General features: G+C 65.2%; 28 protein-coding genes and 1 riboswitch. Of the genes, 19 read left to right on the plus strand and 9 right to left on the minus strand.

What is annotated here, in order from left to right; translation table 11 throughout:
- The first annotated feature begins 253 nt into the window (after window positions 1-253).
- Window positions 254-781 carry a hypothetical protein gene (locus AC4D14_RS12250; RefSeq protein WP_490902656.1) on the plus strand — a complete coding sequence of 176 codons (528 nt, stop codon included), beginning with the start codon at window positions 254-256 and terminating at the stop codon, window positions 779-781.
- 142 nt (window positions 782-923) lie between these two features.
- Here AC4D14_RS12250 and AC4D14_RS12255 read toward each other — a convergent pair whose 3' ends face one another.
- Entirely contained in the window at window positions 924-1373 is a 450-nt protein-coding gene (locus tag AC4D14_RS12255; protein WP_490902658.1) for an HIT family protein, read from the minus strand.
- A gap of 95 nt (window positions 1374-1468) precedes the next feature.
- On the opposite strand from AC4D14_RS12255, the gene AC4D14_RS12260 reads away from it, so the two are divergent.
- The gene (locus tag AC4D14_RS12260) at window positions 1469-2191 is read left to right on the plus strand and encodes an MOSC domain-containing protein (RefSeq protein ID WP_490902659.1); all 723 of its coding nucleotides are present in this window, start codon (window positions 1469-1471) and stop codon (window positions 2189-2191) included.
- Here the strand turns inward: AC4D14_RS12260 and AC4D14_RS12265 are convergent.
- On the minus strand, window positions 2157-2615 hold the full coding sequence (locus tag AC4D14_RS12265) for an NUDIX hydrolase (protein WP_490902661.1): 459 nt from the start codon (window positions 2613-2615) through the stop codon (window positions 2157-2159). The genes AC4D14_RS12260 and AC4D14_RS12265 overlap by 35 nt on opposite strands.
- Window positions 2616-2697: 82 nt before the next feature.
- On the opposite strand from AC4D14_RS12265, the gene AC4D14_RS12270 reads away from it, so the two are divergent.
- From AC4D14_RS12270 to AC4D14_RS12290, 5 genes are all read left to right on the plus strand, one after another.
- The gene (locus AC4D14_RS12270) at window positions 2698-3330 is read left to right on the plus strand and encodes a histidine phosphatase family protein (RefSeq protein WP_490902662.1); all 633 of its coding nucleotides are present in this window, start codon (window positions 2698-2700) and stop codon (window positions 3328-3330) included.
- 115 nt (window positions 3331-3445) lie between these two features.
- Complete coding sequence (locus AC4D14_RS12275; protein WP_490902665.1) at window positions 3446-4498, plus strand: S66 family peptidase; 1053 nt, start codon at window positions 3446-3448, stop codon at window positions 4496-4498.
- A gap of 181 nt (window positions 4499-4679) precedes the next feature.
- Window positions 4680-5399, plus strand: a complete 720-nt coding sequence (locus AC4D14_RS12280; protein WP_490902667.1) for a histidine phosphatase family protein — start codon at window positions 4680-4682, stop codon at window positions 5397-5399.
- Between the two features lie 9 nt (window positions 5400-5408).
- A complete protein-coding gene (locus AC4D14_RS12285) occupies window positions 5409-5963 on the plus strand; it encodes a DUF3090 domain-containing protein (RefSeq protein WP_490902669.1) in 555 nt (184 codons plus the stop codon).
- The gene (locus tag AC4D14_RS12290) at window positions 5963-6730 is read left to right on the plus strand and encodes an SCO1664 family protein (protein WP_490902673.1); all 768 of its coding nucleotides are present in this window, start codon (window positions 5963-5965) and stop codon (window positions 6728-6730) included. The genes AC4D14_RS12285 and AC4D14_RS12290 overlap by 1 nt, the downstream gene beginning before the upstream one ends.
- A 136-nt stretch (window positions 6731-6866) precedes the next feature.
- Here AC4D14_RS12290 and AC4D14_RS12295 read toward each other — a convergent pair whose 3' ends face one another.
- Window positions 6867-8018, minus strand: a complete 1152-nt coding sequence (locus tag AC4D14_RS12295) for an AI-2E family transporter (RefSeq protein WP_490902676.1) — start codon at window positions 8016-8018, stop codon at window positions 6867-6869.
- Between the two features lie 397 nt (window positions 8019-8415).
- Between AC4D14_RS12295 and AC4D14_RS12300 the strand changes: the two genes are divergently transcribed.
- From AC4D14_RS12300 to AC4D14_RS12310, 3 genes are all read left to right on the plus strand, one after another.
- Window positions 8416-8880 (plus strand): DUF2975 domain-containing protein, encoded by a 465-nt coding sequence (locus AC4D14_RS12300; protein WP_490902678.1) that lies wholly within the window; start codon window positions 8416-8418, stop codon window positions 8878-8880.
- A gap of 41 nt (window positions 8881-8921) precedes the next feature.
- Window positions 8922-9845, plus strand: a complete 924-nt coding sequence (locus AC4D14_RS12305) for an alpha/beta fold hydrolase (RefSeq protein WP_490902680.1) — start codon at window positions 8922-8924, stop codon at window positions 9843-9845.
- An 875-nt stretch (window positions 9846-10720) separates the two neighbouring features.
- The gene (locus tag AC4D14_RS12310) at window positions 10721-11104 is read left to right on the plus strand and encodes a hypothetical protein (protein ID WP_490902682.1); all 384 of its coding nucleotides are present in this window, start codon (window positions 10721-10723) and stop codon (window positions 11102-11104) included.
- A gap of 97 nt (window positions 11105-11201) precedes the next feature.
- On the opposite strand, the gene AC4D14_RS12315 is transcribed toward AC4D14_RS12310, so the two are convergent.
- Window positions 11202-11768, minus strand: a complete 567-nt coding sequence (locus tag AC4D14_RS12315; protein ID WP_490902683.1) for an NAD(P)H-dependent oxidoreductase — start codon at window positions 11766-11768, stop codon at window positions 11202-11204.
- A 191-nt stretch (window positions 11769-11959) separates the two neighbouring features.
- On the opposite strand from AC4D14_RS12315, the gene AC4D14_RS12320 reads away from it, so the two are divergent.
- Together AC4D14_RS12320 and AC4D14_RS12325 are read left to right on the plus strand one after the other, a co-directional pair.
- On the plus strand, window positions 11960-12298 hold the full coding sequence (locus AC4D14_RS12320; RefSeq protein WP_490902685.1) for a hypothetical protein: 339 nt from the start codon (window positions 11960-11962) through the stop codon (window positions 12296-12298).
- A complete protein-coding gene (locus AC4D14_RS12325; RefSeq protein ID WP_490902686.1) occupies window positions 12295-13107 on the plus strand; it encodes an alpha/beta fold hydrolase in 813 nt (270 codons plus the stop codon). Before AC4D14_RS12320 ends, AC4D14_RS12325 begins: the two co-directional genes overlap by 4 nt.
- A gap of 11 nt (window positions 13108-13118) precedes the next feature.
- Here the strand turns inward: AC4D14_RS12325 and AC4D14_RS12330 are convergent, their stop codons facing one another.
- Entirely contained in the window at window positions 13119-13547 is a 429-nt protein-coding gene (locus tag AC4D14_RS12330) for a CoA-binding protein (RefSeq protein WP_490902687.1), read from the minus strand.
- Window positions 13548-13856: 309 nt separating this feature from the next.
- Between AC4D14_RS12330 and AC4D14_RS12335 the strand changes: the two genes are divergently transcribed.
- The 4 genes from AC4D14_RS12335 (at window position 13857) to acs (ending at window position 18723) form a co-directional block, all read left to right on the plus strand.
- Window positions 13857-14669 carry an ABC transporter ATP-binding protein gene (locus tag AC4D14_RS12335; protein WP_490902690.1) on the plus strand — a complete coding sequence of 271 codons (813 nt, stop codon included), beginning with the start codon at window positions 13857-13859 and terminating at the stop codon, window positions 14667-14669.
- Window positions 14670-14882: 213 nt separating this feature from the next.
- The gene (locus tag AC4D14_RS12340) at window positions 14883-15917 is read left to right on the plus strand and encodes an aliphatic sulfonate ABC transporter substrate-binding protein (protein WP_490902693.1); all 1035 of its coding nucleotides are present in this window, start codon (window positions 14883-14885) and stop codon (window positions 15915-15917) included.
- Window positions 15917-16798: an ABC transporter permease gene (locus tag AC4D14_RS12345; protein ID WP_490902696.1), complete on the plus strand. Its 882-nt coding sequence runs from the start codon at window positions 15917-15919 to the stop codon at window positions 16796-16798. The genes AC4D14_RS12340 and AC4D14_RS12345 overlap by 1 nt, the downstream gene beginning before the upstream one ends.
- Entirely contained in the window at window positions 16789-18723 is a 1935-nt protein-coding gene (gene acs / locus AC4D14_RS12350; RefSeq protein WP_490902699.1) for an acetate--CoA ligase, read from the plus strand. The genes AC4D14_RS12345 and acs overlap by 10 nt, the downstream gene beginning before the upstream one ends.
- Before the next feature lie 8 nt (window positions 18724-18731).
- On the opposite strand, the gene AC4D14_RS12355 is transcribed toward acs, so the two are convergent.
- Window positions 18732-19814: an NAD(+)/NADH kinase gene (locus AC4D14_RS12355; RefSeq protein WP_490902701.1), complete on the minus strand. Its 1083-nt coding sequence runs from the start codon at window positions 19812-19814 to the stop codon at window positions 18732-18734.
- A 213-nt stretch (window positions 19815-20027) separates the two neighbouring features.
- Window positions 20028-20132, plus strand: a riboswitch (SAM riboswitch).
- 4 nt (window positions 20133-20136) lie between these two features.
- Here AC4D14_RS12355 and sfnG point away from each other — a divergent pair.
- The 3 genes from sfnG to AC4D14_RS12370 are packed head-to-tail and all read left to right on the plus strand — an operon-like array spanning window position 20137 to window position 23158.
- The gene (sfnG, locus tag AC4D14_RS12360) at window positions 20137-21288 is read left to right on the plus strand and encodes a dimethylsulfone monooxygenase SfnG (RefSeq protein ID WP_490902704.1); all 1152 of its coding nucleotides are present in this window, start codon (window positions 20137-20139) and stop codon (window positions 21286-21288) included.
- Window positions 21288-22667: an O-acetylhomoserine aminocarboxypropyltransferase/cysteine synthase family protein gene (locus AC4D14_RS12365; protein ID WP_490902705.1), complete on the plus strand. Its 1380-nt coding sequence runs from the start codon at window positions 21288-21290 to the stop codon at window positions 22665-22667. The genes sfnG and AC4D14_RS12365 overlap by 1 nt, the downstream gene beginning before the upstream one ends.
- The gene (locus tag AC4D14_RS12370) at window positions 22664-23158 is read left to right on the plus strand and encodes a CoA-binding protein (RefSeq protein WP_490902706.1); all 495 of its coding nucleotides are present in this window, start codon (window positions 22664-22666) and stop codon (window positions 23156-23158) included. The genes AC4D14_RS12365 and AC4D14_RS12370 overlap by 4 nt, the downstream gene beginning before the upstream one ends.
- Window position 23159: 1 nt before the next feature.
- Here the strand turns inward: AC4D14_RS12370 and AC4D14_RS12375 are convergent, their stop codons facing one another.
- From AC4D14_RS12375 to mmsB, 3 genes are all read right to left on the minus strand, one after another.
- Entirely contained in the window at window positions 23160-24521 is a 1362-nt protein-coding gene (locus AC4D14_RS12375) for a hypothetical protein (protein ID WP_490902707.1), read from the minus strand.
- Window positions 24518-25072, minus strand: coding sequence for an RNA polymerase sigma factor (locus AC4D14_RS12380; protein WP_490902710.1), 555 nt, complete (start codon window positions 25070-25072; stop codon window positions 24518-24520). Before AC4D14_RS12380 ends, AC4D14_RS12375 begins: the two co-directional genes overlap by 4 nt.
- Before the next feature lie 201 nt (window positions 25073-25273).
- Window positions 25274-26509, minus strand: coding sequence for a multiple monosaccharide ABC transporter permease (mmsB, locus tag AC4D14_RS12385; protein WP_490902713.1), 1236 nt, complete (start codon window positions 26507-26509; stop codon window positions 25274-25276).

The following is a 26509-nucleotide window of genomic DNA, read 5'->3' on the forward strand; positions in this document are numbered from 1 at the left end:
CCGGAGAACACCGGGTGGGGTTCCCGCCGCGCGCGGTTCTCGACCCCGAAGGCACCGAATGGAGCTTCGGAACCTACGAGCCGGGCGTTGAATAGTAGGGCCCTCCTGGATGTCATGAGCGCTGATATCGGTGAAGGCGTCGGCGCAGGCGCTCGACAACGCGGCAATACCACCAACGGACACTGGGTCACTTCGCCTGATTGCGGATAAGCGCCGCAGGGTACCCTGAGCTAGAAAATTGGAGGAATCAGGAGTGGAGGAAGAGAACTTTTCCGCCGAGTCCGCGTCGGCATACCATGCTGGCAAACACCTGTACGAGGGGGTTCCCCGCGAAGACGTTCTCGCCCGTATGCGGAAAATCGCCCCCGGCTATCCCATGGAGCGGTACGAGCAGGAACTCGACACCGCCATGGAGTGGGCGGAATCCCACCGGGCCGATGGCCTGCGTCGCAGGCAGGAGCTGATTGCCGCGTGCAAGGCGGAGGATGTATTGAATGCAGTCTTCGCCTTGGTGTACCGCAACCGCCGGTTCGGCGGGCAGTACGTGAGGGAGGGCCTGGGGATTATCGATGTCGGGCAGGAGCTTGGGAGCAGTTTCGGGCCGAAAACGATCGAGGACGCCGAAAGGAGATCGACGGCCCTGATCGACCATGGTGAACGACTCGGCTTCGGCGCATGGAACAACGAAAAGGACATGACCGAACTCCGGAAAGCACACCCCGGATTCAGCGATGAACACCTCGGGGACGCACTGGAATGGGGACACGTCCTAGGCCGGTAGCCCGAGAAAGCGCCTGCTGGAGGATGGGCAATAGTGACACCGTCAGGCACCCGATGCGTGCACCCGCCGGTCTCATCGGATCGCCACGTAGGACCGGCAACCATCCTCAAACGGCACAGACGACCCGAAGCGGCTCGACTATTCAGCCGGAGGATCCCCGATGTAGAGCCCGACGCATCTCGTCCAGCTGCCCATCCGTGGGCGCTGGTCTGGGATCTTCCACGAACGCGAAGCCGTCCCCCGGGTTCCTCGGAATGAGGTGAACATGGGAATGGAAGACCGACTGATCGGCCGCCGCGCCGTTCGACATCAAGATGTTGAGCGCCTGATCCGGCCCGAAGACGTCCCTGATCCGGCGGCTGATTTCATATACCAAGGCGAAGACTGCGGCAGCGTCGTCCTCGGTCATGCCGAAGACGTCATCCGAATGCCGCTTAGGGATGACGAGCGTGTGACCGGGGTTAACCGGGTAGCGGTCCAGGAACGCCACTGCCCCGTCGTTCTCCTGCGCGACATGGGCAGGTGCAGTGCCCGCCACGATTTCACAAAATAGACATTGCGACCCCATCCCCTGACGGTATCCCAAAGCCACCACGCAAGAGTTTCAGTGCCGCCTGTCTTGTCGAGGTGAGGGATCCTCCGCAACAAGAGTGCGAGAATGACTCGATGCCGCACGAAGGAACCCCAGTGGGAAGAATCCAGGCGTTGTACCGGTATCCGGTGAAATCGACGTCCGGCCAGTCCCTGCGCAGCGTTGATGTGACGGAGGAGGGCCTGCGGAATGATCGCCGGTGGGCGGTCTATACCCGCGATGGTGGTATCGCCAGTGGAAAACGGACCCACCGCTTCCGCCCTGTAGCGGGACTGATGAACTGGACCTCCACCGCTGACGATGCCAGCGGCATACCGATTCTCCGCAGCCCGGAGGGCGTGCTGTACCGGGCGGACAGCCCCGATGCGTCCAGGGCACTCAGCGAGGCCTTCGGCCAGGAGCTGACGTTACGCCCGGAAAGCACGGTACAGCACCACGACGAGTCACCGCTTCACGTGCTCACCACGTCCTCTCTCGCGGCCGTGTCCAACCTGGTGGGTGCCGGGATCGATCACCGCCGCTTCCGCGCCAACATCATCCTGGACACCGGTACCGAGCCGGAGTTTCTTGAAAGCGGACTGGAGGGCGCGGAGCTGACCGTTGGAAGCGAAGTGATCCTCCGCATCGGGGCCGGCATGCCGCGCTGCACCATGGTTGATCAGGATCAGGCGCGTGTCATTGCTGGCCCCAAAGTTCTCAAGAGCCTCGGCGCCCACCACGGAACGATCTTCGGCCTGCAGGCCCACGCCCGTCGCTTAGGAACGCTTGAGGTAGGGGACCTCGTTACCCTGCGCCGCTCCCCTCATAGCTTGTTGTGAGCATTGAGCCGAGCAGTGCGCCAAATCCTGCTGCGAGAACGTGCGCGTCGGCGAGTGGGATCCACCAACAGGTCCAGCTGCTGCCCGCTCCGCCACGGGAGGGATCCCGCTCCCCCGCTGTCCACTGCTCGGCTACGTCGGCGGCCGCCATCCTCATGTGAAAGTAGTGCCGGACGGCGACCTCGTCCCGGGCCGGCCTGAGGTCATACCGCTGGATACCGATCCCACGAACTACCTGCCCGTACCGGCCGGTTTCCTCGAAGAGCTCGCGGACCGCAGCGTCCTCCGGGGGCTCTCCGGGCTTGATCGATCCGGCCGGGATCTGCACCCCGGTCACTGTCATCGGCACGTCGTCGTGGGTGAACACCAGGAGGTGCCCGTCGTGCACGACGTAGCAGGCGACTTTCTCGATCTCACGGGGCATCCCCTCACTCTAGGGTTTGGCACCCTGCCTCAAGCCCTTCACACGTCGGTCTCATGCAGGTACGGGCGGTTACGCTCCAGTGATGCGCAGCATCTACATCGCCACCCATCCCGAGGCAACCCACGTCACCGAGAACCTGGTGGGAGGCTGGTACGACTCCTCACTCACCACACGGGGCATGCACGATGCAGAACGAATCGCTCACCATCTTGTGGGGCTGATCCCCGAAGGAGACGGCGCGCATCTGGCGACGTCGGATCTGCTCCGTGCCCAGCAGACTGCGGAGCCGATCGCCCGAGCGTTTGGAATACCGACCGTCATCGACCCGGACCTGCGGGAGCGGTCCTACGGCGAAGCCGAGGGAAGGACACCCGGGACGACCATGTTCGTCCCGCCGCCTCAAGGCTCAGGCCGGATGGAGCATCAACCCGGTACTCCCGGAACCGAGACCCGCCGCCAGTGGGCCACCCGCGCGTACCGCGCCCTTGACCGGGTACTACAGGCCGACGCTGAACACTCGATCATCGTCACCCACGGTGGCACCCTGACCTACCTCATCAGCGCATGGATCAAACTGCCCCTGGACCATGCCGGCTATGCGAGGTTCCCCGCCACACCAGGCGGTATCACCCAGCTGCGGGAAGACGGTATCACCCACGACCGCTGCATCGTCCACCTCGATTACTCGGCCCACCTCGACAATGCGTCCGGCTGAGGATCCGCTTCAGGGCGGGTGAAAACCGTACTAGGCGAGTTGGTCAGCCCCGGCAGGTTCAGGTGGATTCGTGATGTGGCGAAGGCTGACATTGCCGTTGTGTTTGAATGGCGGGATGGAAAAATGGGGGAACACAATATCGGCTCCGAAACTTCGCAAGGGTGACCGGGTAGCGGTCCTGTCGCCGTCATTCGCGGCCCCGGGCTTCGCACCCGCGGTACACGAACAGGCCATGACACGGCTGGCGGCCGCGACCGGGCTGGTCCCCGTGGAGTTCCCGACGACCCGGCGGCTTGGCGCATCCGCCGGGGACCGTGCCGCCGATCTCAACGCGGCCTTCGCCGACCCCACCATCCGGGCCATCCTCGCCACCGTCGGCGGTAATGACCAAATCACTGTCATCCCGCACCTGGACGCTGGACTCGCCCGCGCCGACCCCAAGATCTTCCTCGGCTACAGCGACAACACCCACCTGCTGAACTGGCTCTGGTCCCACGGCATTACCGGGTTCTACGGCGGCTCCAGCCAGGTCCACCTCGGTCCGGGTCCGCGCATCGACGAGGTGCACCTCGCCTCTCTGAAAGCCGCCCTGATGACCGGCGGCGAGCTGACCGTCAATGATCCCGGTGAATCCGAGGACTTCGGCCGGGACTGGCTCGACCCTCAAGCTCTTGCCGAGTTCGGGGAACGGGAGCCCACCGAGCCATGGAGCTGGTCCGGGCCGGCACGGACCGTGTCGGGCAGGACCTGGGGCGGATGCCTTGAGGTCCTTGACGAGCTTGCACTGGCGGACCGGCTGCCGCCGGTCGAGGATCTCCGCGGGTCGATCCTGCTGCTGGAAACCAGCGAGGAGCTCCCTCCGGCCGGTTGGGTTAAGCGCTGGGTGCGCGCACTCGGCGAACGCGGCATCCTTAGCGCGGTCGACGGGGTTCTCATAGCCCGACCCCCCACCAGCAGCTTCGAGCACCGGCCCGCCGCCGATGAACGCCTCCGCCTGCGGGACGCCCAGCGCGACGCCGCAATCGAGGTGATCACCCGGTACAACCCCCGTGCCGTCGTCTGCGTCGGGGTGCCCTTCGGCCATACCCGCCCCCAGTGGATCCTGCCCTACGGCGGACACCTCACCATGAACGGATCCGAGCGCACGATCAGCGCGCATTACAACTGACTACCCGTGGTGTGCTTGACCTATCGCTCGCCCAATGTTCGGCCGGCCATTGAAGTGCCGATACTTGGGCAATTGCTGCGGTGAACCCGCCGGCCGCCGGTAATGCGCGTCATGCCGCGGCCGGCAGATTCTCCTAGGGGCGGGCGGACGCCGCCGTCGAGCGGGTGGTTAGGCTGGGTGGATGGCAACAGTCATTCTCGTGCGGCACGGCCGCACCACAGCCAACGCGACCGGACTGCTGGCCGGTCGGGCCGCCGGCGTCGACCTGGACCAGATCGGGCGCGACCAGGCGGCCCTGACCGGTGACCGGCTCGCGGCCGTGCCCTTAGTCGGAGTGGTGTCGAGCCCCCTCGAGCGTTGTCAGCAGACCGCCCAGTTCATCCTTGATCGCCAGGCCGGCACCCCGCACGCGCCGGGCGATATCAACCTCGATGCCTGTCTGACTGAGTGCGATTACGGCCAGTGGCAGGGCCGTATGCTCACTGATCTCGCGACCGAGGATTTGTGGTCGGTTGTGCAGTCTCAACCGTCGGCCGTCACCTTTCCGGGCGGCGAATCCATGGCCGCAATGCAGGCTCGGTCGGTGGCAGCGATTCGGCGCCACGATGCAGCTTTCGAAGCCGAGTACGGACCGGGGGCCGTCTGGGTGGCGGTGAGCCACGGTGACGTCATCAAGTCGATCCTCGCAGACGCGCTCGGCATGCACCTCGACCTGTTCCAGCGCATCACCGTGGGCCCTTCCTCGGTATCGATCGTGAGCTACGGCACTCATCGGCCGAGCGTCTACGCGACCAACACCGACGCCGGGGATCTGTCGTGGCTGGCAAACAGCATCCCCGCTGGCGATGCGCCGGTGGGCGGTGGCGCAGGCCACAAGGCACCACGAACCTCAGGAGCCTAAAGTAGTTCTATGCCTACAATCGTTCACGAGTTCGCCTGGCCTGACCGCGTCGTCATCGGCACCATTGGTGTTCCGGGGGAGCGCACGTTCTACCTGCAGGTGCGCACAGGGAAGCAGATCGTGAGTATCGCCCTGGAGAAGCAGCAGTCGGCACAGCTCGCTGAGAAGATCGACGAAATGCTTGATCAGCTCATCACCCTTGACGGCAACCCCTTCAGCGTTCCCACGACTACTCCCATTGAACTTGTCGACAATGACCAGCTCGATGCCGTTGAGGAGCAGTTTCGCACCGGCGCCATGAGCCTCGGGTGGGACCCAACGACGGCGCAGGTCGTCATTGAGGCCTACCCGATCACCGATCTCGATGCTGATGAGGACGACGAATCGCTCGATGAGGACGACGCCGGCGCGTCCGAAATGCTGCTGGTGAGAATGCCGGTCGGCACCGCCCGCGCCTTCGCCAAGCGCACCCGTGAGGTCGTGGGCGCCGGGCGTCCGATCTGCCCGCTCTGCGGTTACCCGATCGACGCCGACGGGCATACCTGCACGATTCCCGAGGTCTGATGCCGGCGCCCGACCTGGTGACCGCCGAGCTGACGCTTACCGGCCGCATCACGACGGCGTCGAACGCCACCTTCCTGGGCAGCATTGGCGGCGTGGCGGTCGTCTACAAGCCGATAGCGGGGGAACATCCTCTGTGGGATTTTCCGGACGGCACCCTGGCTCAGCGGGAGGTGGCCGCTTACCTGGTCTCGCAGGTTCTCGGCTGGGACGTCGTGCCGCACACCTGGCTGCGCGGTGGTCCGCTGGGTGAAGGGATGGTGCAGCTCTGGCAGGACCAGGACCCCGCCCAGAACGCCGTGGATCTGGTCGCGACTGACGACGTACCGGAGACCGGCTGGAAACACGTTCTCGAAGGCCGCGACGAGAACGGACGCATGGTCACCCTCGTTCACGAAGACTCGCCGGCTCTGAGACGCATGGCCGTGTTCGACGTCGTCGTCAACAACGCCGACCGCAAAGGTGACCACATTCTTGCCATGGGAAACGGACGCCGGCACGGCGTTGACCATGGGCTGACCTTTCACAGTGACCACAAGCTGCGCACGGTGTTGTGGGGGTGGGTGGGAGACCCGCTGACCGCCGAGGAACTCGACGGCATCGATCGTGTCAGCGAAGGACTGCACGGTGAGCTGGGCCGAACCCTGGCGGAGTTGCTCAGCGCCGAAGAAATCGCTTCGCTCGCCGCACGGTGCGCCCGGTTGCGCTCGGCAGGGCGGTTTCCAGCTCCGGGCAGTGGGAGGCCGGCGGTTCCCTGGCCACTGTTCTAAGGGAAGTCCGGCTACCGGCAGCTACATGCCAGCGCATTACCGCCTGCGAGCCTGTGTTTCAGTTTGGCGGATCGCCGTCAGTCGGATGATCATCCCGGTAGTGGTCGGCGTCGGTTGCAGCGGGTAGAAGTCCTTGTCAGCAACCGGTCTGGGGCATCGCGGCGGGTTCGAGCATCTGCTCCCTGAAGTACTGCAGGGCGACCATCACCACGGCGATTGCGGGTGTGGCAAGAAACGCGCCCACGATGCCGAAGAGCGAGGCGCCGGCCGCCGCTCCGGTGAGGACCACTGCCGGGTGGAGCTTGAGGGATCTCCCGACCAGCAGTGGTTGCAGCACGTTACTTTCGATCTGCTGCACGAACAGGACGATGCCCAGCACGATCAGGGCGGTGACCCACCCTTCAGACAGAAGCGCCACGAGTGTGGCGAGGAGCCCGGTCGCGACGGCGCCGATCACCGGAAGGAATCCGCCGAAGAAGATTAGAACCGCCAATGGAAGAGCGAGCGGAACCCCGAGCGCCCAGAGTCCAACCCCGATGAACACGGCGTCCACGAGCGCTACGGCCGCCTGCGAGGACACGTAGGCGGACAAGGTCTGCCAACTTCTCGATGACACTCCCGCGACATGGACGAATGCCGTGCCTGTAGTCCACCGCAGCAGCCATCCGGAGAATTTGTCTCCGTCCTTGAGGCAGAAAAAGGTCAGAATCAGCGTCAGCAGCACCGTCACCGTGATGGAACCGACCGTCTCGAGACCTGTAAACACCTGCGCCAGGATCTGCCCCACGTTCTCCTGCGGCCAGGTGAGCGCCGATTCGAGGAGCCCATTGATGTCTGCCTCCGTGAACGACAACGACGCCGCAAACTCGTTCAGGCTCCGAACGTTGTCCTTCGTATGCATTGACAGTTCCCGCACCCCGTTCACTGACAGGGCGGCAGTAACCCACCCCACCCCGGCCGCAGCACCGACCAGCCCGACGATCGTGATGGCTGCAGCTGCCACCGCGGGCAGGGTTCGGCGCAAAAGCCTTGTGACAGGCCAAAGGACCGAAGTCAGCAGCAGGGCCAGGATCAGCGGGAGAACGATCACCCACACCCTGGAAAGGAGGTAGCACACGCCGATGACCGCGACCGCGATGATCAGAAGCCGTCCGAGGATCGCCGTTGCCGCCGTCAGGGCCGAAAGCAGCGCTCCGCTGCGGATACGCCGGGGTATCCTCCGCACCTCGTCGGGACCGGACCTTTCTCCTCTGGCGCCCTCCATAACCAGGTTTTGTTGCTCGGACATGTCCCTCTTCAATTGAAATGTTGGATGCATCGTGATGGTGTACTTTTGCCCACGTTCAAGTGGTCACGCTTGTCACCGCAGTGACTTTACCGAGATGTTCCAGGCCAGGTCGTCCTCCAAATGACGTATAAGACGTACTCCCTTAGGACTATTTCCATTCCCTGATGCGTTACTTGCTGCCACTCGAAAAACCTCCGCACAACTTTGTGGGTGACCCTCATCAGGTCCCGGTTAGCAATCCAGTGGCTATGCGATAGCTAGGTGATTTTCGTGTCGGCCAGGACTTCGTTTCGGCTATGGTGTCGATGAATTCCCCGGGGTTCTGTCCAGAACAACGTTTGAAACGTAGGTTCGAGGCAGCGGATCCAACCTTCGACCGTAGGACGATGATCGCGATATGACCACGCAAGAAGCACTACCCCTCCGTTTTTTCCTGGGAGTCCTTCTGCTCGTGGCCCTGCTGGCTCAACTCGTAGTCATTCCAGGGGCCGGGGCGAACTTCGCCAGTGCATACCCAGAGGTTGCGTATCTGGCGCGCCCGTCCGTCACGGCACTGGTTGTTGCATTCATCGGTTTCGAGATGGCATTGCTGGCAGCCTGGCAATTGATCTCGGCCGCGGTAGCAGGCAGGGCGCTGACCAACCGGTCAACGCGATTGGCCAACATCATGACAATTTTTCTCATTCTCGTTGCAGTGATTTCCGCGGGCGTTTGCGTTTACATCGGGTCCGTTGCACGCGTCGGCGGCCCGGCAATGTTATTCGGACTTCTTTTCTCCCTCGCACTCGTCCCTGCCGTCTTCGCCCTGAGACGCTGGGTAAAGGGCTGGTTTGAGGATCGGCCCCACGGGCGGGCGCACTAGGGTTGCTCCAATAATCGGAACTTGGAATGGGAGGGATTCGGATGGAGAGCGGCTGGTTGGAGGTCCCCCACGCGAGTCTTTACTGGGAAGCCTCGGGTAACCCTTCCGGTGTTCCCGTTGTGTATCTTCACGGAGGCCCGGGCGGAAAACTGGGTGCGGGCGGCTACCGCAGGAGGCACGACTCCGAGCGTTTTTGGACGATTGGCCTCGATCAGCGCGGTTGCGGCAAGAGCACTCCCAGGGCACAGGACGATCTGAAAAACCTGGCATTCAACAACACCCAGACCCTGATTGACGATCTTGAGGCTCTTCGCCGACACCTGAAAATAGAGAAGTGGATTGTCACCGGCGTCTCGTGGGGCAGCACTCTCGCCCTGGCTTATGCCCTGCAGTGTCCAGATAGTGTCCTGGGGGTAGCCGTTGTCGCGGTGACCACAACAAGCCGGAAAGAAGTCCAGTGGATTACTGAAGGCGTCGGGATGATCTTCCCGGAAGCGTGGGCAGACTTCAGCAAAGCCGCCGATGCCCGGCCCGGTGAGCGGGTGGTTGAGGCTTTCGCCCGACGACTGGCGGGCCACGACCGGGAGGACTCGCTGCTCGCGGCCCTGGCATGGGTCAGATGGGAGTCAACCCATGTCTCCTTGGATCCAGCGTGGCGCCCGGGCCCGATGTTCGAGGATGAACGGGAACGGCTGACCTTCGCGCTTCTTGTCACTCACTACTGGTCCAATGATGGATTCCTTAGGGACGGATTGGAAATCATGTCGCGGATCCACGAGCTCGACGGCGTACCCGGGTACCTCATTCATGGACGCCGCGACATCAGCGGACCAGCGATCACAGCATGGAAACTACACCGGCGCTGGGCCACCAGCCGACTGATGATTCTGGAGAACGAGGGACACGGCGGGCCTGAATCCATGGAAGCCCTCTCCAACGCAGTAGAAGAAATAGCCGGACGGTAGAAGCGCCCGGAATACGAAGAAGCTCGTTTGACTTCACGTACCCGCCGACGGATCCCTCACCGGAAAATCTACTTCTTGGAGAGAACTGAGCTGAGGATTTGGATTGCTGGCGGTGCATTGGATGGGGCACTAGCATCACCACTACGCCAGTCTGACGTTTCTGGCCTTCACAGTTGGGGGACTCGTGAAACCGTTCTTGATTGGTTGCTCGCTCACCGCAATTCTTCTGATCGCTGGCTGCGGAAACGGTCCGCAAGGAAGTGGACCGCCAGGAACGGACGCCGTCGGGCAAGAACAGGCTTTTTGGCAGGTGGACGTGTCGGGCGTGTGGAACGGCGACGTGGAGTCTTGCGTTGCAGATCCCACCGTCGCGGGCAGCTGGAAGTCAGCCGATATGCCGTCCTCGCATTTAGGTATTGCGCTTGTACCTGAAGCCGGCGAAGCGGACGCGAACCGCATCGTGGAGTGCCTGAAAGCGATCCTTCCCGAAAGCGACATAGCCATACGGCGAACTGAGGGAGCCGGAGCTATTCCCCAAGAGCCCGCCGTCACAGCAGCACCACCTGCTGGACCCAATCCGTCAGCCGGACCGGGACCCGGATCCGAAACTTCCTGTGGTGCCGAATTAAGCCCGGGCCCTGTTCGGGAAGGCGCAGGAACCACCGGGTCGATCAGCTGTGCAGACGAGGAGTCCGATCCGCTGACGCGCGAGGAAATGATTAACGCCACTCCCATGCCCATGCCGGTAGTTCCGGGACCGACAGCTTCGATGAACGACGCGACGAGCGGAACCCCGGGTGATTCCAACGACGGGACCGCCGGTCGGGCGCAAAAAGCGGAACCAGCACCAACGCCTGAGGACCGGTAACCGGCATATGGGCTTTTCAATTGATGAATGGATCACAGCCTTCAACGAAGCCTTCGAGCGGGTGAGGATCATTCCGCGGGACGAGTGGCAACTTCGAGACGTGTATGGCCTCAACGACGAGATACTGGCCGTGATCATTGAACTAGGTCCCCACCAATTCGGCCGGCGCCTACGGGTGGAGACACTAAATAGCGGCTTCGGGTCCGTTAACTCAGCCGAGAATGTGGCGGATCTGCTCGTGATCGGTGAAATCCTCGGGCCGCAGTGGCTGGACAGCCATCCGAGCTCCATGGCCCTCGAGGCCAGGTACCCGCGAGCTATATGGAGCGGCGAGTACCCGGCGAGCGACGAAGGGGGAAAACGACCTGATTCGCAGCTGGACCGCACCTGACGGCGTACAGGCTGAACGCGGAGATTAAATAGAGGAAGGGCCAGGAGATTTTCCCGGCCCTTCCTCTTCTGCGGCGGACGGCCGCAGCGGTGGCACACTAGGCGGCGGCAGGCTCCTGTGCTGCGCTTGAGAGAGCAGTCAGGATCGCTGAGAGCTGCTCGGCAACCTCGGTGTCATCCTTGGGGTGCACCTCGGCGAAACGGGTCATGCTCGTGCCGATTGAGAGCTCGGCATCGTTGAGGACCGTGGCTCCGGCAACACCGAGCGAGCGGCGCGCATCGGAGTGGGCGCGCACGGCGCCATACGGGCTCATTGAGGATCCGATCACGGCGGCAGGCTTGCCTGACAGGGCACTCTGGCCATACGGACGGGAGAGCCAGTCGATGGCGTTCTTCAGCACGGCGGGCATCGTGCCGTTGTATTCGGGGGACACCAGCAGAATTGCATCGGCGTCTTCGGCCGCCGCACGCAGCGCCGCCGCAGCAGCCGGAACGCTGCCGGGTGTGTCGAGGTCCTCGTTGTAGAACGGGATGCCGGTGAGCTCGTCGTAATTCACAAGCTCCACATCGCCGGGGGCGTTCACTGCAGCCGCTTCGGCCAGCTGGCGGTTGTAGGAGGCGCCGCGGAGGCTTCCCACAAGGGTGAGGATGGTCGTAGTCGTCAAGAGTTCTCCTAAGGAAATACGGCTTCGGGTTCGGTTCCCAGCCGTTCGGAGTGAAGAACCGGCCCGGGGTCCGCTTTATTCCTGCCGCTACCGAAGCACGCCGTGATCCTGCCAATAGACTGCCTACCCGTTCCCTCACATCACCTAGGCTTGCTAGAGAGCCAGGACGCGCGCAACACCAGAGGAAGATCATGAAAACCGGAGTGAAGCAGTACATTTCAGGCGCAGCCCTCCTGTTGGTGAGCACCCTCTTCGTGCCGCAGGGCGTCTCCGACTTCGCCTCCGCAGCGGCCTCGGGAGAGCAGGCTCCGGCGAGCGCCGGCGTCAACGTCGCGATCGGCATGCTGCTGGTCCTTTCGGCGGCGGCCCTTTTGGCCTGGGGCTACTGGCTCACGCACCGTCACGGCGCCCCGCCGCGGGGTCCCGTGGACGAGCCTGACGAGCCGCTTTTCCGCCCGGGTTACGGCCGCCAGCCGGAGATGCCCGACTGGCGGGAACATCCACTGAAGCCGCGGGACGGCGACAAGTGAGCGTCCCGCCTCTCGCCTTCGAGGCCCGAGGGAACGGGCTTCCAATCCTGGCAATTCACGGGCTGGGCCCGGACCGGGAGTTGATGATCGGCTGCCTGGAAGAGGCGTTGGCCGGCAGATCCGGATACCGCAGGCTGTACCCTGATCTGCCCGGAATGGGCAGATCGGCGCCTGCCGGTGGTCTTGGCGGCTCCGATGAAGTCCTCGAGTCGGTCCTTGCATTTGTCGACGCCCAGATTGGCGCCGGTCCTTTCCTTCTGGTCGGAGAGTCGTACGGGGGATACCTTGCCCGGGGAGTCATCCACCACCGGCGCGCCCAGGTGCAGGGCCTGGCCATGATCTGCCCCATCGGCACGGCGGTACGGCGTGAGGAGCGCACGCTGCCGGAACACCGGGTGCTGGTAACCGAACCGGCGCTGCTCGAGCGGGTCGGGGATATAGGCGAATTTGACGACTTCGCCGTGGTTCAGACGCTCGAGACCTGGCAGCGGACGCAGGACGAAATAGTTTCAGGCCTGAATCGGGCAGACGAGGCAGCGCTCGACCGGATCAGGGCACGGTACGAACTCACGGATTCCCCGGATAACGGCACCGTCTTCGACAAGCCGAGTCTAGTGCTGGCGGGAAGGCAGGACTCGGTCACCGGGTACGCGGACACCTTTCCGCTGCTTCAGTACCTGCCCCGGGCCAGCTTCGCCGTCCTCGACCGGGCGGGGCACAACCTCCAGATCGAACAGCCGCACCTGTTCCGGTCACTGATCAACGAATGGCTTGACCGGGTCGAGGAACACCGCACAAACGGCGGATAACGCCGGTGTGCTCAGGCCGGGCGGCCGCGAAGCAGCCCCGGCGCCTCGATGGCTGGGCAGGCATCCATGACGACGTCGAGGCCAGCATCCTTCGCGCGCTGGACGGCCTCCTCATCGATCACCCCAAGCTGCAGCCAGACGGCTTTCGCCCCGACGGCGATCGCCTCGTCAACCACGGCGCCAACCTTTGTCGAGTTCACGAAGCAGTCAACCACGTCGATCGGTCCGGGAATCTCGGCAAGGGTCTTGAAGCCCTGCTGTCCATGCACATCGTCGCCCTTGAGGCTGACCGGGATGATCTCCTTGCCCAACTGATCCATGAGGAACCGGGAAACCCCGACCGCCGCACGGCGCGGATTATTGGAGAGCCCGACGACAGCCCACCGGCCGGGGGAAGTCAAGAGTCGGCGGATGACCTCGGGGTCGTTCCGGTGCGGCATTACAGTCCTTTCACAGTGATTCTTCAAGCCTATGCCACGGCAAACCGCTCCGGAGGGCCGCTTCGCCCGCCTCCCGGTGTCGCATTGTTACGGATAAGACTTGCCGCATCCGGGCGATGCGCGTTTAGTGGTCTCTGACCATCCCGAGCGGCCGAGAGACCTGGATCGATGACGCCGCAGCAACCCTGGTTGCCCGTATCCCCCTGATATTGGGCAATAACAAGGACCAAGCCACGGGAACCGGAAGCCACAAGCGCCGGTGAAGGCTTGATTCGTAGGGTGCTACTGCCAGGATCGATGGAGTTAATCATGACCGCTCTTTTGGCACAAACATCCACCGCTGAGGCGCGCCGCAAGCAGGCCCTGCCCATCAGCTTTTCCCACCTGGGGCGCAGTTTCGGCACCCCGGGCCACAAACAGGTTGTTCTGCGCGATGTAAGCATCGATGTCCCTGCCGGTGAAGTGCTCGCCATCCTGGGCACCAGCGGCTGCGGAAAATCCACCCTGCTGCGTGCGGCGGCGGGCCTTGATGCCCCGGACACGGGAAGCGTCGTCATCGGCGACTCGCCGGTCCGCGGAATCGACGAGCGCTGTGCCGTCGCGTTCCAGGAGCCCCGCCTGCTGCCGTGGCACACACTCCAGGCCAATGTGGCGATCGGGCTGCCCAAGTCGTCGAGCGCCAGCGCCGGCAAGGCCAAGGTCGCCGAGCTGCTGAAGCTGGTGGGGCTCGACCGTTTCGCCAAGCACCGTCCCCGCGAAGTATCCGGCGGCATGGCACAGCGCACCTCCCTGGCCCGTGCGCTTGCCCGCAACCCCGGCGTCCTGCTCCTCGACGAACCCTTCGGCGCGCTCGATGCCCTCACCCGCATCAAGATGCAGGACCTGCTCCTCGAGATCCACGCGGCACAGCCAACCACAGTGCTGCTGGTGACCCACGACGTCGACGAAGCCCTTCAACTCGCCGACCGCATCCTAGTGCTCGGCGCCAACGGTGACGGGCCCGGCTCCACCATCGCCGAGCTGGTGTCGGTGCCCGAAGCGAGGCCCCGGGACCGCAATGCGCCTGCGCTGCGGTCGCTGCGCAGTTCCCTCCTAGGCATGCTGGGCGTTCCCGGGCACTGACCCGCGTCCAGCACGCTCCCGCCGGCTGTTGCCGGTGCCCCCACCCGGCACGCCCGGCCCCGCTGATCCCCCGGATCGCAGCCGTTTCGTGACCACCACCCCTGCGCCGGCCCCAACCGGCCAGCCTTCGGCGCACCCCCTTCCTTCTCCACACACCGCAGACTCCGCCTCCCCGCATCAACCACCTCCGCGTCACCCCACCAAAGGAAACCCATGACCCGCCGCTCGCTCCTCACCACCGCCGCCGTCACCGCCGCCCTGTCCTTTGGACTCACCGGATGCATTGCCGGGGAGAACGCCTCAACGGAGGGCGCCGCTGCCAACGCCGCCACCGAAGGCGGAACCCTCAACATCGACTTCGCCACCTACAATCCCCTGAGCCTCGTCATCAAGGATCAGGGCTGGCTTGAGGAAGAACTCAAGGACCAGGACGTCTCAGTGAACTGGGTGCAGTCGGCGGGATCCAACAAAGCCAACGAGGCCCTGCGCGCGGGCGCCATCGACGTAGGCTCAACAGCGGGATCGGCCGCCCTGCTCGCCCGCTCCAACGGCTCACCGATCAAAACGATCGACATCTACTCGCAGCCGGAGTGGTCGGCCCTCGTCGCCGCGCCGGGCTCGGACATCACCGAGGTCGAGGACCTCCGCGGAAAGGCCGTGGCCGCCACGAAGGGCACCGACCCGTACTTCTTCCTCCTGCAGGCGCTCGAGTCGGCCGGCGTCGACCCCTCCGAGGTCACGGTGCAGAACCTCCAGCATGCCGACGGCCGTGCAGCCCTGGCCAGCGGTGCGGTTGACGCGTGGTCCGGGCTCGACCCCATCATGGCCGCAGCCGAACAGGACGGCTCCAAGCTGTTCTTCCGCAACATCGACTTCAACACGTACGGGTTCCTCAACGCGAATGAGGAATTCCTCGCGGAAAAGCCCGACGTCGCCCAGACCGTCGTCAACGCCTACGAAAAGGCCAGGGCGTGGGCCAAGGAGAATCCGGAGGAAACGGCCGCAATCCTCGCCGAGGTTGCGGGCATCGACGTCGAACTCGCCAACTCGGTGATCCTTGAGCGCACGAATCTCGACGTTGACCCGGCACCCGGTGAGGCGCAGCGGAACGTCCTTGAGAAGATCGGCCCGGTCTTCGTCGAATCCGGCGACGTCTCAAGCCAGGAACAGGTCGACGAAGCGCTCGATACCCTCTTCGACGACTCCCTCGTCAAGAAGGCCGACCCTGCCGCTGTCGGAGCCTCCTGATGACCGCGCCGGGCAACGAATTACCGCCGGCTGAGCTCCCGGCGCCGCCTGCGGCGCCGGTTCCCGCCACGGCGGGGACGACGCCGGGCGCTCCGACCGGTCCCCGCACGAAGGCTTCCCCCGGGGCCGGGGTGCGGCTGCGCGGGCTCCTGCTCGGGCTGATCGTTCCGGCCCTGCTGCTTGGGGCGTGGCAGCTCAACTCGGTCACCGGTGTTTTCAGTGCTGTGCAGCTGCCGCCGCCGGGCGCCGTCGTGCGCGCCGCCGGGGAGCTGCTGGGACGCGGCGAATTGTCCCTGCACATCGCCATCAGCACCCAGCGCGTGCTGATCGGCTTCGGTCTTGGCGCGGCCCTGGGCCTTCTCGCCGGTGCGGTGCTCGGACTGTCGCGGTTCGCCGATTCCCTTCTCGGCCCGACGATCGGCGCGCTGCGCGCCGTGCCCTCCCTGGCGTGGGTTCCCCTGCTGATCCTGTGGATCGGCATCAACGAGGACTCGAAGGTCACGCTGATCCTGATCGGTGCGTTCTTCCCCGTCTTCACCACCGTCTCGCTGGCCCTGCGCCACGTCGACCGGAACCTCGTCGAGGCAGGGCGCGCGTTCGGGCTCAACGGCATGAAGCTGCTGACAACCGTCCAGCTGCCCGCCATCGTCCCGGCGGTGTTTTCCGGGCTTCGCCTCGCCCTTGCGCAGTCGTGGCTGTTCCTGGTTGCCGCCGAACTCATCGCCGCTTCGATGGGCCTGGGCTGGCTGCTGAGCGATTCCCAGAACAACGGGAGGGTGGACAGGATCTTCCTGGCGATCATCCTGCTCGCTGTCCTCGGCAAGACGACCGACGCCCTCCTCGGCCTCGCCCAGCGCTGGGCGGTGCGGCGGTGGGCCTGAACCCGGCGGAACCCCATCCGGACCCGGGGACGTCGGAGCGCGAGCGCATCCGCTTCTGGGAAGATCAGGCCCGGCGCCTCCACTGGACCGGGGACTGGCACACCGCGCACACCTTCGATCCGGCGCGGCCGGGCCCGGACGGGGAACTGTCGGTCCCGAGGATCGAATGGTTCGCCGGCGGCCGCCTGAACGTCACCGCGAACTGCGTTGACCGGCACGTGGCCGCCGGCAACGGCGCGAAAACCGCGCTCCACTTCGAGGGCGAACCCGGTGACCGCCGGAGCGTCTCCTACGCCGAACTGCTCGATGAGGTAAGCCGGGCAGCCAACGCCCTGCTGGCCCTGGGCATCCGCAAGGGCGACCGCGTGGTGATCTACCTTCCCGTGCTCGTCGAGACGGTTGTCATCACCCTCGCGTGTGCACGGATCGGAGCCGTCCATTCCCTCGTCTTCGGCGGGTTCTCCGCCGAGGCCCTGAGGTTCCGGGTGCAGGACACCGGAGCGAAACTGCTCGTCACAAGCGACGGGCAGTTCCGGCGCGGAACCGCCGTGCCGGTAAAGGACATCGCCGACGCCGCGGTGGCCGGGGTGACCGATCTCGAGCACGTCCTTGTTGTCCGGCGCACCGGCTCGGACATCGCGTGGACCGAGGGAAGGGACGTTGACTGGGCCGACGCCGTCGGGAACGCATCCCCCTCCCACTCCCCCGAGGCATTCGACGCCGAAACGCCGCTGTTCATCATGTACACCTCAGGCACCACGGGGCGGCCCAAGGGGCTCCTCCACACCTCAGGGGGCTACCTCACCCAGGCGTCCTGGAGCTTCGAGCACCTCTTCAGCTCACCCGACCCCGCGGAGCGGGCCGGCGACGTCCACTGGTGCACCGCGGACCTCGCCTGGGTGACCGCCCACACCTACGAGCTGTACGGGCCGCTGTCCAACGGCGCCACGCAGGTCATCTTCGAAGGAACTCCCGACACCCCGCACCCGGGCCGGCATTTCGAAATCATCGAACGCTACGGGGTCACCAGCTACTACACGGCGCCCACGCTCGTGCGCTCGCTGATGCACTGGTTCCCCGAGGGCGTCCCGGACTCCTACGACCTCTCGAGCATCCGCGTCCTCGGAACGGTCGGGGAGGCCGTCAACCCGGCGGCGTGGCGGTGGCTTCGGGACCAGTTCGGCCGCGGCGAGGTTCCCGTCGTCGACACGTGGTGGCAGTCGGAGACCGGCGCCACCGTGCTCTCCCCCAGTCCGGCGGACGCCAACTTCAAGCCTGGGTGCGCCGCCCGGGCCCTGCCCGGAGTGGGCGCCCGCATCGTCGACGATGAGGGAAACGCAGTGCCTCCCGGCGTTTCCGGCCTGCTGGTGGTCGACCGCCACGGGCCGGCCATGGCCCGCACCGTCTGGGGGAACCCGCGCCGCTACCTCGACTCCTACTGGCGCAAATTTGCCCGCCAGGGCTGGTTCCTCGCCGGGGACGGCGCCCGTTACGACGACGACGGCGACATCTGGATCCTGGGGCGGGTTGACGACGTCATCAACGTCTCGGGGCACCGGCTCTCCACGATCGAAATCGAATCGGCCCTCGTCGCGCACCCGCTGGTCAGCGAGGCCGGCGTGTGCCCCGTCGCCGACCCGCTCACCGGCCACGCCATCGCCGCATTCGTCGTGCTGGCACCCGGTTCGGGCGGAACGGGCGACGTCGAATCCACCCTGCGCCGGCACGTTGCCGCCGAGATCGGGCCCATCGCCAAGCCGGGTGCCGTCATCGTGGTCCAGGACGTGCCCAAGACCCGGTCCGGGAAGATCATGCGCCGCCTCTTGACCGGGCTGTACGAAGGATCGCCCCTTGGGGACACCACCTCCCTGCAGAACGAGGGGTGCCTCCCGGGCATCTCCGAGGTGCTCGCGCGGCGGTCCTGAAGCTTCGCCTACTCCGTCTTGGAGCCCATCCAGGACTCGAGCGGCTGGGTCGGAATGTGGACGTGCTTCATGTCGTCGGGCTTGGGCGTGCTTGGGAAATAGTCGACCGGGGAATCTCCGTCGGCGGCCGCAGCCGCGGCGTCGACCAGCCCGAACCGGTCCCGCACCCTGCCGAAAAAGTCAGGCTCATGCAGGCGCAGCATGCGCAGCGCCGAAGGGCGTGCGTAGACGCCCACCCAGTCCCCCGGGTTCAGCACCCCGACAATCCGGCCGTCGACGGACATCGATACCTGCCCGCTGCGCTCGAGCACGCGCACCGACACCAGCTCGTCCGCGGCAACGACAAGGCTGCGGTCGAAGACCATGTGAGCTGCGACGGGCGTGAAAACCAGGGCGTTGGCGCGGGGCGAGACGATGGGTCCTCCCGCAGCGAACGAGTAGGCCGTTGATCCGGTGGGCGTGGAAATGATCAGGGCGTCTGCCGAATAGGAAACGAACCGGCGGGCCCCAATATAGACGGCGACGCTCGCCTGGCGGTCCCGGCTGAGCTTCTCGAAGACAACGTCGTTGATTGCGGTGATGTCCATGCAGACGCCCCAGCCCAGGACCTCCACCGCGTCGTCCCGGACCAGCGGCGATTCCGCAACGGGTCCCTTGGGATTGTGGATGAGCGCCCCGAGCTCACTGGGGATCTCAAGGGGCCTGCTCGAGCGGATGGTGAGGGTGAGGCGCTGTTCCTCGATTGTCTCGTCGGCGATCACGGCCCTGAGGGCTTCGACAAGGTTCTCCGGCTCCACCTCGGCAAGGAACCCAAGCCGGCCCACATTCACCCCGAGGACAGGGCACTGGCAGGACATCGCCACAGCCGCCCCGCGCAGAAAGGTGCCGTCTCCGCCGATCGTCACAACGAGGTCAAACGGGCCGAGCGGCACGTGGTGATGCGTCAGGTGGCCCTCGTCGTCCGCCGACCAGACATCCACCTCCGTGACGGACACGCCGTTCTCAGCGGCCCAGCTCTTGAGGGCCTCCGCCGCGTCAATGGCCCGTTGCTTTCCTCCATGCACCACGAGCCCCAGTGATCGCAGATCCACTGCCAGCTCCTTTGTTCGCTCAACAAGTGACGGTGGGCCACCGCCGCGGGGTATGAGCCAGGCGGCCAACCTCGCCGATGACGCCACGTGACGCAAACCATACTCGAAATGCCCCGCAAGTCCACCCGGCGCCTTCCTGCCCCGTCCAAATCTGCGCCGACCCGGGGCGACACATTTCTTGGTGCCGGGCACCCGTGCTGTCACACTCGGTAATGACCATCCCGAGCGGCCGAGAGATCTGGCTTTATGACGCCGCAGCAACCCTGGCCAGCGCAGAACGCGCTGACAGTAGGGTGCTACCGCCAGAACCGATGGAGGATTTGTGAGCACAGTCGATTATTCGCAGCCCCTGAAGTTTGCCTACTGGGTCCCTAATGTGAGCGGGGGGCTCGTGGTTTCCACAATCGAGCAGCGCACCAGCTGGGATTTCGAGTACAACAAGAAACTTGCGCGGATCGCCGAGGACGCAGGATTCGAATACGCGTTGTCGCAGACCCGCTACGCGGCGTCGTACGGCGCCGACAAGCAGCACGAGGCGACGTCGTTCTCCCTCGCCCTGCTCGCCGCAACCGAGAGGCTCAAGGTCATCGCCGCCGTCCACCCGGGCATGTGGCATCCGGGCGTGCTGGCGAAGTTCATCATCACCGCCGACCACATCTCCAACGGGCGCGCGGCCGTCAACATCGTCTCGGGGTGGCTGAAGAGCGAATTCACCAACTTCGGCCTCGACTGGCTCGAACACGACGAACGGTATGTGCGCACGGAGGAGTTCATCCGCGTGCTGCGCGGCCTGTGGACCCGGGAAAGCTACACGCAGACGGGCAAGTACTACTCCATCTCGGATTTCACGCTCAGCCCGCCGCCCGTTGATGTTCCAGGCCGCCCCCACCCCGAAATCTTCTTCGGCGGCAATTCCACTGCGGCCCAGGCCGCGGCGGGGCGGGTTGCCGACTGGTACTTCTCCAACGGCAAGGACCTCGAGGGGTTCAAGGAGAACATCGCCGGGGTAGAGGCCTCCGCCACGGCCGTCGGCAGGTCGCCCCGGTTCGGCCTCAACGGGTTCGTCATTGCACGCGACTCCGAGAAAGAAGCACGCGAGACGCTGCGCGAGATCGTCGCCAAGGCCCATCGGCCGGCCGTTGAAGGCTTCCGCGACGCGGTGCAGGAGGCCGGGGCCTCAACGGCCGACAAGAAGGGGATGTGGGCGGATTCCTCCTTCGAGGACCTCATCCAGTACAACGACGGCTTCCGGACCCAGCTCATCGGCACGCCCGAGCAGATCGCCGAACGAATCGTCGAGTACAAGAAGATCGGGGTGAACCTGCTGCTCACCTGCTACCTGCATTTCCAGGAGGAGGTTGAAGCGTTCGGCAGGGATGTCCTGCCGATTGTCCGCTCCCTCGAAGCCGACCTCGCCGCCAAGGCAGGCGTCGACTTCCACCTCGAACCTCTCCCCACCAAGGCAGGCGTCTGATGACTGAGAAAACCTTCGGCTTCCGCACCCGCGCGCTTCACGCGGGAGGCACTCCCGATGCCACCCACGGTGCCCGCGCCGTGCCGATCTACCAGACGACGTCGTTTGTCTTCAAGGACACGAACGACGCCGCCAATCTCTTCGCGCTCCAGAAGTACGGAAACATCTACTCCCGGATCGGCAACCCCACTGTTGCCGCCTTCGAGGAGCGCATCGCCTCCCTTGAGGGCGGGATCGGCGCCGTCGCCACGGCTTCGGGGATGAGCGCCGAATTCATCACCTTCGCCGCCCTCTGCCAGGCCGGCGACCACATCGTTGCCGCCTCCCAGCTGTACGGGGGGACTGTGACGCAGCTCGATGTAACGCTGCGCCGGTTCGGGATCGAGACCACCTTTGTGCCGGGAACCGATCCGGCGGACTATGCTGCCGCAATCCGGGAGAACACGAAGGCCGTCTATGCGGAGGTGATCGCCAACCCGTCGGGCGAGATCGCCGACCTCGAGGGCCTTGCCCGGGTGGCGCACGACGCCGGGGTGCCGCTGATCGTCGACTCCACCCTGAGCACCCCTTACCTGATCCGCCCCCTCGAGCACGGCGCCGACATCGTTATCCATTCCGCCACCAAGTTCATCGGCGGCCATGGAACCACGCTCGGCGGCATCGTCGTCGAAAGCGGCAGGTTCAACTGGGGAAACGGGAAGTTCCCCACGATGACCGAGCCGGTCGCGTCCTACGGGAGCATCCAATGGTGGGCCAACTTTGGGGAGTACGGCTTCCTCACCAAACTGCGCACCGAACAGCTGCGTGACATCGGCCCCGCGCTGTCCCCCACCTCGGCGTTCCAGCTGCTCCAGGGAGTCGAGACGCTGGCGCAGCGCGTCGACGAGCACGTTCGAAACGCCGCAGCTGTTGCCGAGTGGCTGCAGGCGGATCCGCGCGTCGAGTACGTCAACTACGCGGGGCTCACCAGCCACCCCCACCACGGCCGGGCACTGAAATACCTGCCGCAGGGACCGGGCTCGGTATTCAGCTTCGGGGTCCGGGGCGGGCGCGAAGCGGGAAAGACCTTCATCGAGTCGCTGCAGCTCGCCTCGCACCTTGCCAATGTCGGTGATGCCCGGACCCTTGTCATCCACCCCGGATCGACAACCCACCAGCAGCTCTCGCCGGAGCAGCTCCTGGCGGCGGGCATCCCGGAGGACCTGATCCGCATCTCGGTGGGGCTTGAGGACCTTGAGGACATCCTTTGGGACCTTGACCAGGCGCTCGAGGCTGCAGTGTCGAACTCGGATGCGTCCAACGCGCCCGATGCTGCCCGGAACGTGGGCGCACCGCCCTCGGAGGACGGCCGGACCTGCGCTGTAGGAGTCGGGGCATGAGCGCGCCAACGCGGACCTGGGAAGGACCCTCGGCACCGGAGCGGCTGGCACTGCTGCGGCGGGCGAAGTCGGTGGCAATCGTCGGCGCATCGGACAAGCCGTCGCGGGCGTCGTACTTCGTCGCAACCTACCTGCAGTCGTCGTCGCCCTACCGGCTCTACTTCGTCAATCCCGTGGCCACGCAGATCCTCGGCCAGCCGGCCTATGCCTCGCTGGCGGACCTGCCGGAGGTCCCCGACCTCGTCGACGTGTTCCGCAAGCACGACGACCTCCCCTCGGTCCTTGCCGAGGCGCAGGCGGTGGGCGCGAAGGCCCTGTGGCTGCAGCTCGGGTCCTGGCACGAGGACGTTGCCCGCGCTGCCGAAGAGTCGGGGATGGACGTGGTGATGGACCGGTGCATCAAGATCGAGCACGCCCGGTTCCACGGCGGACTGAACCTTGCCGGCTTCAACACCGGCATCATCTCCTCCAAGCGCCAGATTACGTCCTAGCTCAGCCGGCGGCGGCCGTTTCGCCGCCGACTGAGTCCGGGGCTGCTGGACCCGGCTCCACTGGAGTGGACACCGCGGGGCCGGGCGCAGCCGGTGCCGATTCTGCCTGCTCCGATTCTGGCTGTTCCCGTGCTGCCTCCGGCACTGTCTTGTCCAGCGCTTCCTGTTCCGCAGGAGCCAGTCCAGATACGGCTGATCCCGGCGTAGTTGGGTCGGGGTCGGCCGTTTCGCCGGTGACGGGCTCCGATGGAGCCCGCTCAGGCGCGGCCGGGTCCGGTGCGACTGACTCCGACACGGCCGGCTCAGACACGGCCGGTTGCTGCGTTGCGGGTTCCTCGTCGCCGGGCTCTGAAGCTGGTACTTCCACGGGGAGCTGCGGCAGCGTGCCGGGATGCGCCGCGGTTCCACCACTTTCGGAGCCACCGTTATCAGCACGACGGCGGACCGTCTCACCGCTTCCTGCGCCGTTGTGACCGGCCTTAGCGCGCCCGCCGGCGGGCGGCTCAGCCGCCCCGGGCCGCGCCGGGTGGGCAGGAGTGCCTTCCTGCACCGGATTGGTGGGCCCCGGAGGTCGAAGCTCCCCTGAAGGCCCCGGGCGTCTCGCCAGGTCTGCTTGATCCCGTGCACCGTGCAGCCCGCCGGGCGTGATGCCGTGGAGCACATCTTTCCAGTGACCGTGGGCCGGCGGGGTTCCTGAATCAGGGTTTCCTGGGTCAGGGTTTCCTGGGTCAGGGTTTCCTGAACCGTGTTTCGGATCTGCGGGTGCTAGGTGGCCGGGCAGGGCCGGTGCCGGCACTGAGCGTTCCTGCGGCGCGGGCACTGCCGGGGGTGCTGGCGGCTGGGGCGGTGTGGCCCCGGGATCCATGCTCTCCGGCGGCGGTGCCGCCTCGAACCCGCCGTGTATTCCGGAGGGACGGGCGTCGCCAAGCCGTGGAATCGCTGAGTCGATTTCGGCTCCCGGCTGTTTGACCGCCGGCAGGTCGTGGCGCGGGTTTTCCTTTTCATCGGCGGCCGAAGCTTCCGCGCCGGTTTCCCTGCCGTGCAGGTGGATCACAGCCTCGGCTGTGCGGCCAAAGCCTTCGGGGAAATGCATCGTTCCGGCGGCAACCCCCGACATGCCCAGGCCCATTGAGATGGCAAGGGTTCCCCCGATGAAGGTGGCCCGGTGCCGGTTTCTGCGCCCGCGCGGCTGCGCTCCACCGGCGGCCATGAGCTGGGCCAGTTCGGCAGCCACCTCGGGGACCGGCCCGTTGGCCAGGGCCCGAACGGCCTCGAGGGCATTCGAGAGGCCTTCGGAGGAGGGAACTCCGGATTCGTCGAGCAGTTTCTGCACCGGATCTTCCCCGTGCGCTGGTTTATTCATGACGCTTCCGCTTCATCGAGCTCAACGAGTTCCCTCAATTTGATCAGGGCCCGCCGTTGGAGTTGCTTCACTGAACCTTCAGTCTTCCCTACAACTTTGGCAACCTGGTCCACTGACAGCCCTGCGACGATCCGCAGCAGCAACACTTCCCTGTGTTCCGCCTTGAGGGCGGCGAGCAGTTGCTCGATGTTGCCTTCGCCGAAACCGTTAAGGGCCGCGGCTTCTGCCGAAACGCTGGTCCGGACGTCGCTTTCAGGCTCGTACACCGCTTGTGAGGGCCGGCGGGCGAGCCGGCGCACCTCGTCGACGTATCGGGCGTGTGCCACAGAAAAAACGAGGGTCTTCAGGCCCTCCGCGCCGCCGTGGACCGTGTCGAGTCTGCTGAACACCGCAAGGAACACTTCCTGGGTGAGAGCTTCCGGGTCCTCGGCGCCCCTGCCGGCGAAGTATCCGAGCAGGGAGGGGCTCAGGTGCGCATAGATCGATTCGAAGGCCGCAGGCTCGCCGGCTTGCGCGCGTGAGAGCGCGTCATCAGACAGCTTTGAAACCAAAATGGGAGTCCTTGGGCGAGGTGGCACAACGAGGACCATCGTAACCAGAGAATCAACCCCCGGCGGGGTGCGGCGCGATGTGCCTGGACAACCCATGAGAAGGCCGCACCGGGGCCCGTTGGGGGATAAGCCCCGGTGCGGCACTCACACATTGGTAATCGTCGGCCTGGATGGAAAGGTTACGCGGATGGCGAAGGTTTTCTATTTCAACGCGGTGGAGGCACGCCGCTTGTTGAAAACGTCGAATCCCACGGCCAGCAGGAGCACCATGCCCTTGATGAACTGCTGGTAGTCGATCCCCACGCCGAGCAGTGACATGCCGTTGTTGAGCACGCCCATGATCAGGCCGCCGGTGATGGCGCCGATCACGGTCCCGACCCCGCCGGTGACTGCCGCACCACCGATGAAGGCGGCTGCGATCGCGTCGAGCTCGAACAGGTTTCCGGCACCCGGACCCGCCGAGTTCAGGCGGCCGGTGAAGATCAGCCCCGCCAGTGCGGCGAGCACGCCCATGTTCACGAAGAGGTAGAAGTCGATCTTCTTGGTGTTGACCCCCGAGAGCTGGGCGGCCTGGAGATTGCCGCCGCGGGCGTAGATGTGGCGTCCGAAGACGCTGTTGCCCATCACCGCGCTGTAGGTCACAACCAGGAGCCCGAGCACCACGAGGACGATGGGGGTGCCGCTGCGCGAGCTGGCCAGCAGGTAGGTCAGGCCGAGGATGATGACGCCGGCGAAGGCGAGCTTGGTGGCGAACCAGGCCATGGGCTCGTCTTCGAGCTTCAGCTTGGCGCGCATTGCCCTCCCCCGCAGCTGGCTGACGACAAGCAGCACGACGGCGAGGAGTCCGATGCCCACCGTCGTCCAGTCGAGGATGTTCGTGTCGGCAGGGAAGAGTCCTGGGAACAGGAACCCTCCGCCCAGCTGCCGGTACTCGACGGGGAATCCCGTGATGCGCTGGTTCTCGAGGGTGATCTGCGTGAGTCCGCGGAAAACGAGCATTCCCGCGAGGGTCACGATGAACGCCGGAATCCCGACGTAGGCCACCCAGAAGCCCTGCCACGCCCCGACGAGGCCGCCGATCACGAGTGAGGCTCCGAAAGCGAGCCACCAGGGGAAGTTCCAGTCCTGGATCATGATGCCGGACATCGCGCCGACGAACGCGGCGACGGATCCGACGGAGAGGTCAATGTGCCCGGCGACGATGATCATCACCATGCCAATGGCCAGCAGCAGGATGTAGCTGTTCTGCACGATGATGTTCGAGACGTTGTCAGGCTGCAGCAGCTTGCCGCCGGTGAGCAGCTGGAACAACGTGACGATCACCAGGAGTGCTACGAAAATACCGATCTGGCGGAGCCTGCTCGCAAGGAACTTTCCCGCATCGGTGATTGTTGGCGCCGCGGTTTTGACCGGGGCATCGGTGAGGGTCGAAACCAT

It is taken from the genome of Arthrobacter sp. TJ-254 (genome assembly GCF_058269175.1).

What these genes read in the sequence shown, in the direction of transcription:
- AC4D14_RS12290 (WP_490902673.1), top strand. Translation starts at nt 5,963, where the DNA reads ATGCCGGCGCCCGACCTGGTGACCGCCGAGCTGACGCTTACCGGCCGC.
- AC4D14_RS12285 (WP_490902669.1), top strand. Translation starts at nt 5,409, where the DNA reads ATGCCTACAATCGTTCACGAGTTCGCCTGGCCTGACCGCGTCGTCATC.
- AC4D14_RS12305 (WP_490902680.1), top strand. Translation starts at nt 8,922, where the DNA reads ATGGAGAGCGGCTGGTTGGAGGTCCCCCACGCGAGTCTTTACTGGGAA.
- AC4D14_RS12275 (WP_490902665.1), top strand. Translation starts at nt 3,446, where the DNA reads ATGGAAAAATGGGGGAACACAATATCGGCTCCGAAACTTCGCAAGGGT.
- AC4D14_RS12340 (WP_490902693.1), top strand. Translation starts at nt 14,883, where the DNA reads ATGACCCGCCGCTCGCTCCTCACCACCGCCGCCGTCACCGCCGCCCTG.
- AC4D14_RS12345 (WP_490902696.1), top strand. Translation starts at nt 15,917, where the DNA reads ATGACCGCGCCGGGCAACGAATTACCGCCGGCTGAGCTCCCGGCGCCG.
- AC4D14_RS12370 (WP_490902706.1), top strand. Translation starts at nt 22,664, where the DNA reads ATGAGCGCGCCAACGCGGACCTGGGAAGGACCCTCGGCACCGGAGCGG.
- AC4D14_RS12330 (WP_490902687.1), bottom strand. Translation starts at nt 13,547, where the DNA reads ATGCCGCACCGGAACGACCCCGAGGTCATCCGCCGACTCTTGACTTCC.
- AC4D14_RS12265 (WP_490902661.1), bottom strand. Translation starts at nt 2,615, where the DNA reads ATGCCCCGTGAGATCGAGAAAGTCGCCTGCTACGTCGTGCACGACGGG.
- AC4D14_RS12295 (WP_490902676.1), bottom strand. Translation starts at nt 8,018, where the DNA reads ATGTCCGAGCAACAAAACCTGGTTATGGAGGGCGCCAGAGGAGAAAGG.
- AC4D14_RS12270 (WP_490902662.1), top strand. Translation starts at nt 2,698, where the DNA reads ATGCGCAGCATCTACATCGCCACCCATCCCGAGGCAACCCACGTCACC.
- AC4D14_RS12300 (WP_490902678.1), top strand. Translation starts at nt 8,416, where the DNA reads ATGACCACGCAAGAAGCACTACCCCTCCGTTTTTTCCTGGGAGTCCTT.
- AC4D14_RS12310 (WP_490902682.1), top strand. Translation starts at nt 10,721, where the DNA reads ATGGGCTTTTCAATTGATGAATGGATCACAGCCTTCAACGAAGCCTTC.
- AC4D14_RS12365 (WP_490902705.1), top strand. Translation starts at nt 21,288, where the DNA reads ATGACTGAGAAAACCTTCGGCTTCCGCACCCGCGCGCTTCACGCGGGA.
- AC4D14_RS12375 (WP_490902707.1), bottom strand. Translation starts at nt 24,521, where the DNA reads ATGAATAAACCAGCGCACGGGGAAGATCCGGTGCAGAAACTGCTCGAC.
- AC4D14_RS12335 (WP_490902690.1), top strand. Translation starts at nt 13,857, where the DNA reads ATGACCGCTCTTTTGGCACAAACATCCACCGCTGAGGCGCGCCGCAAG.
- mmsB (WP_490902713.1), bottom strand. Translation starts at nt 26,509, where the DNA reads ATGGTTTCGACCCTCACCGATGCCCCGGTCAAAACCGCGGCGCCAACA.
- AC4D14_RS12280 (WP_490902667.1), top strand. Translation starts at nt 4,680, where the DNA reads ATGGCAACAGTCATTCTCGTGCGGCACGGCCGCACCACAGCCAACGCG.
- AC4D14_RS12320 (WP_490902685.1), top strand. Translation starts at nt 11,960, where the DNA reads ATGAAAACCGGAGTGAAGCAGTACATTTCAGGCGCAGCCCTCCTGTTG.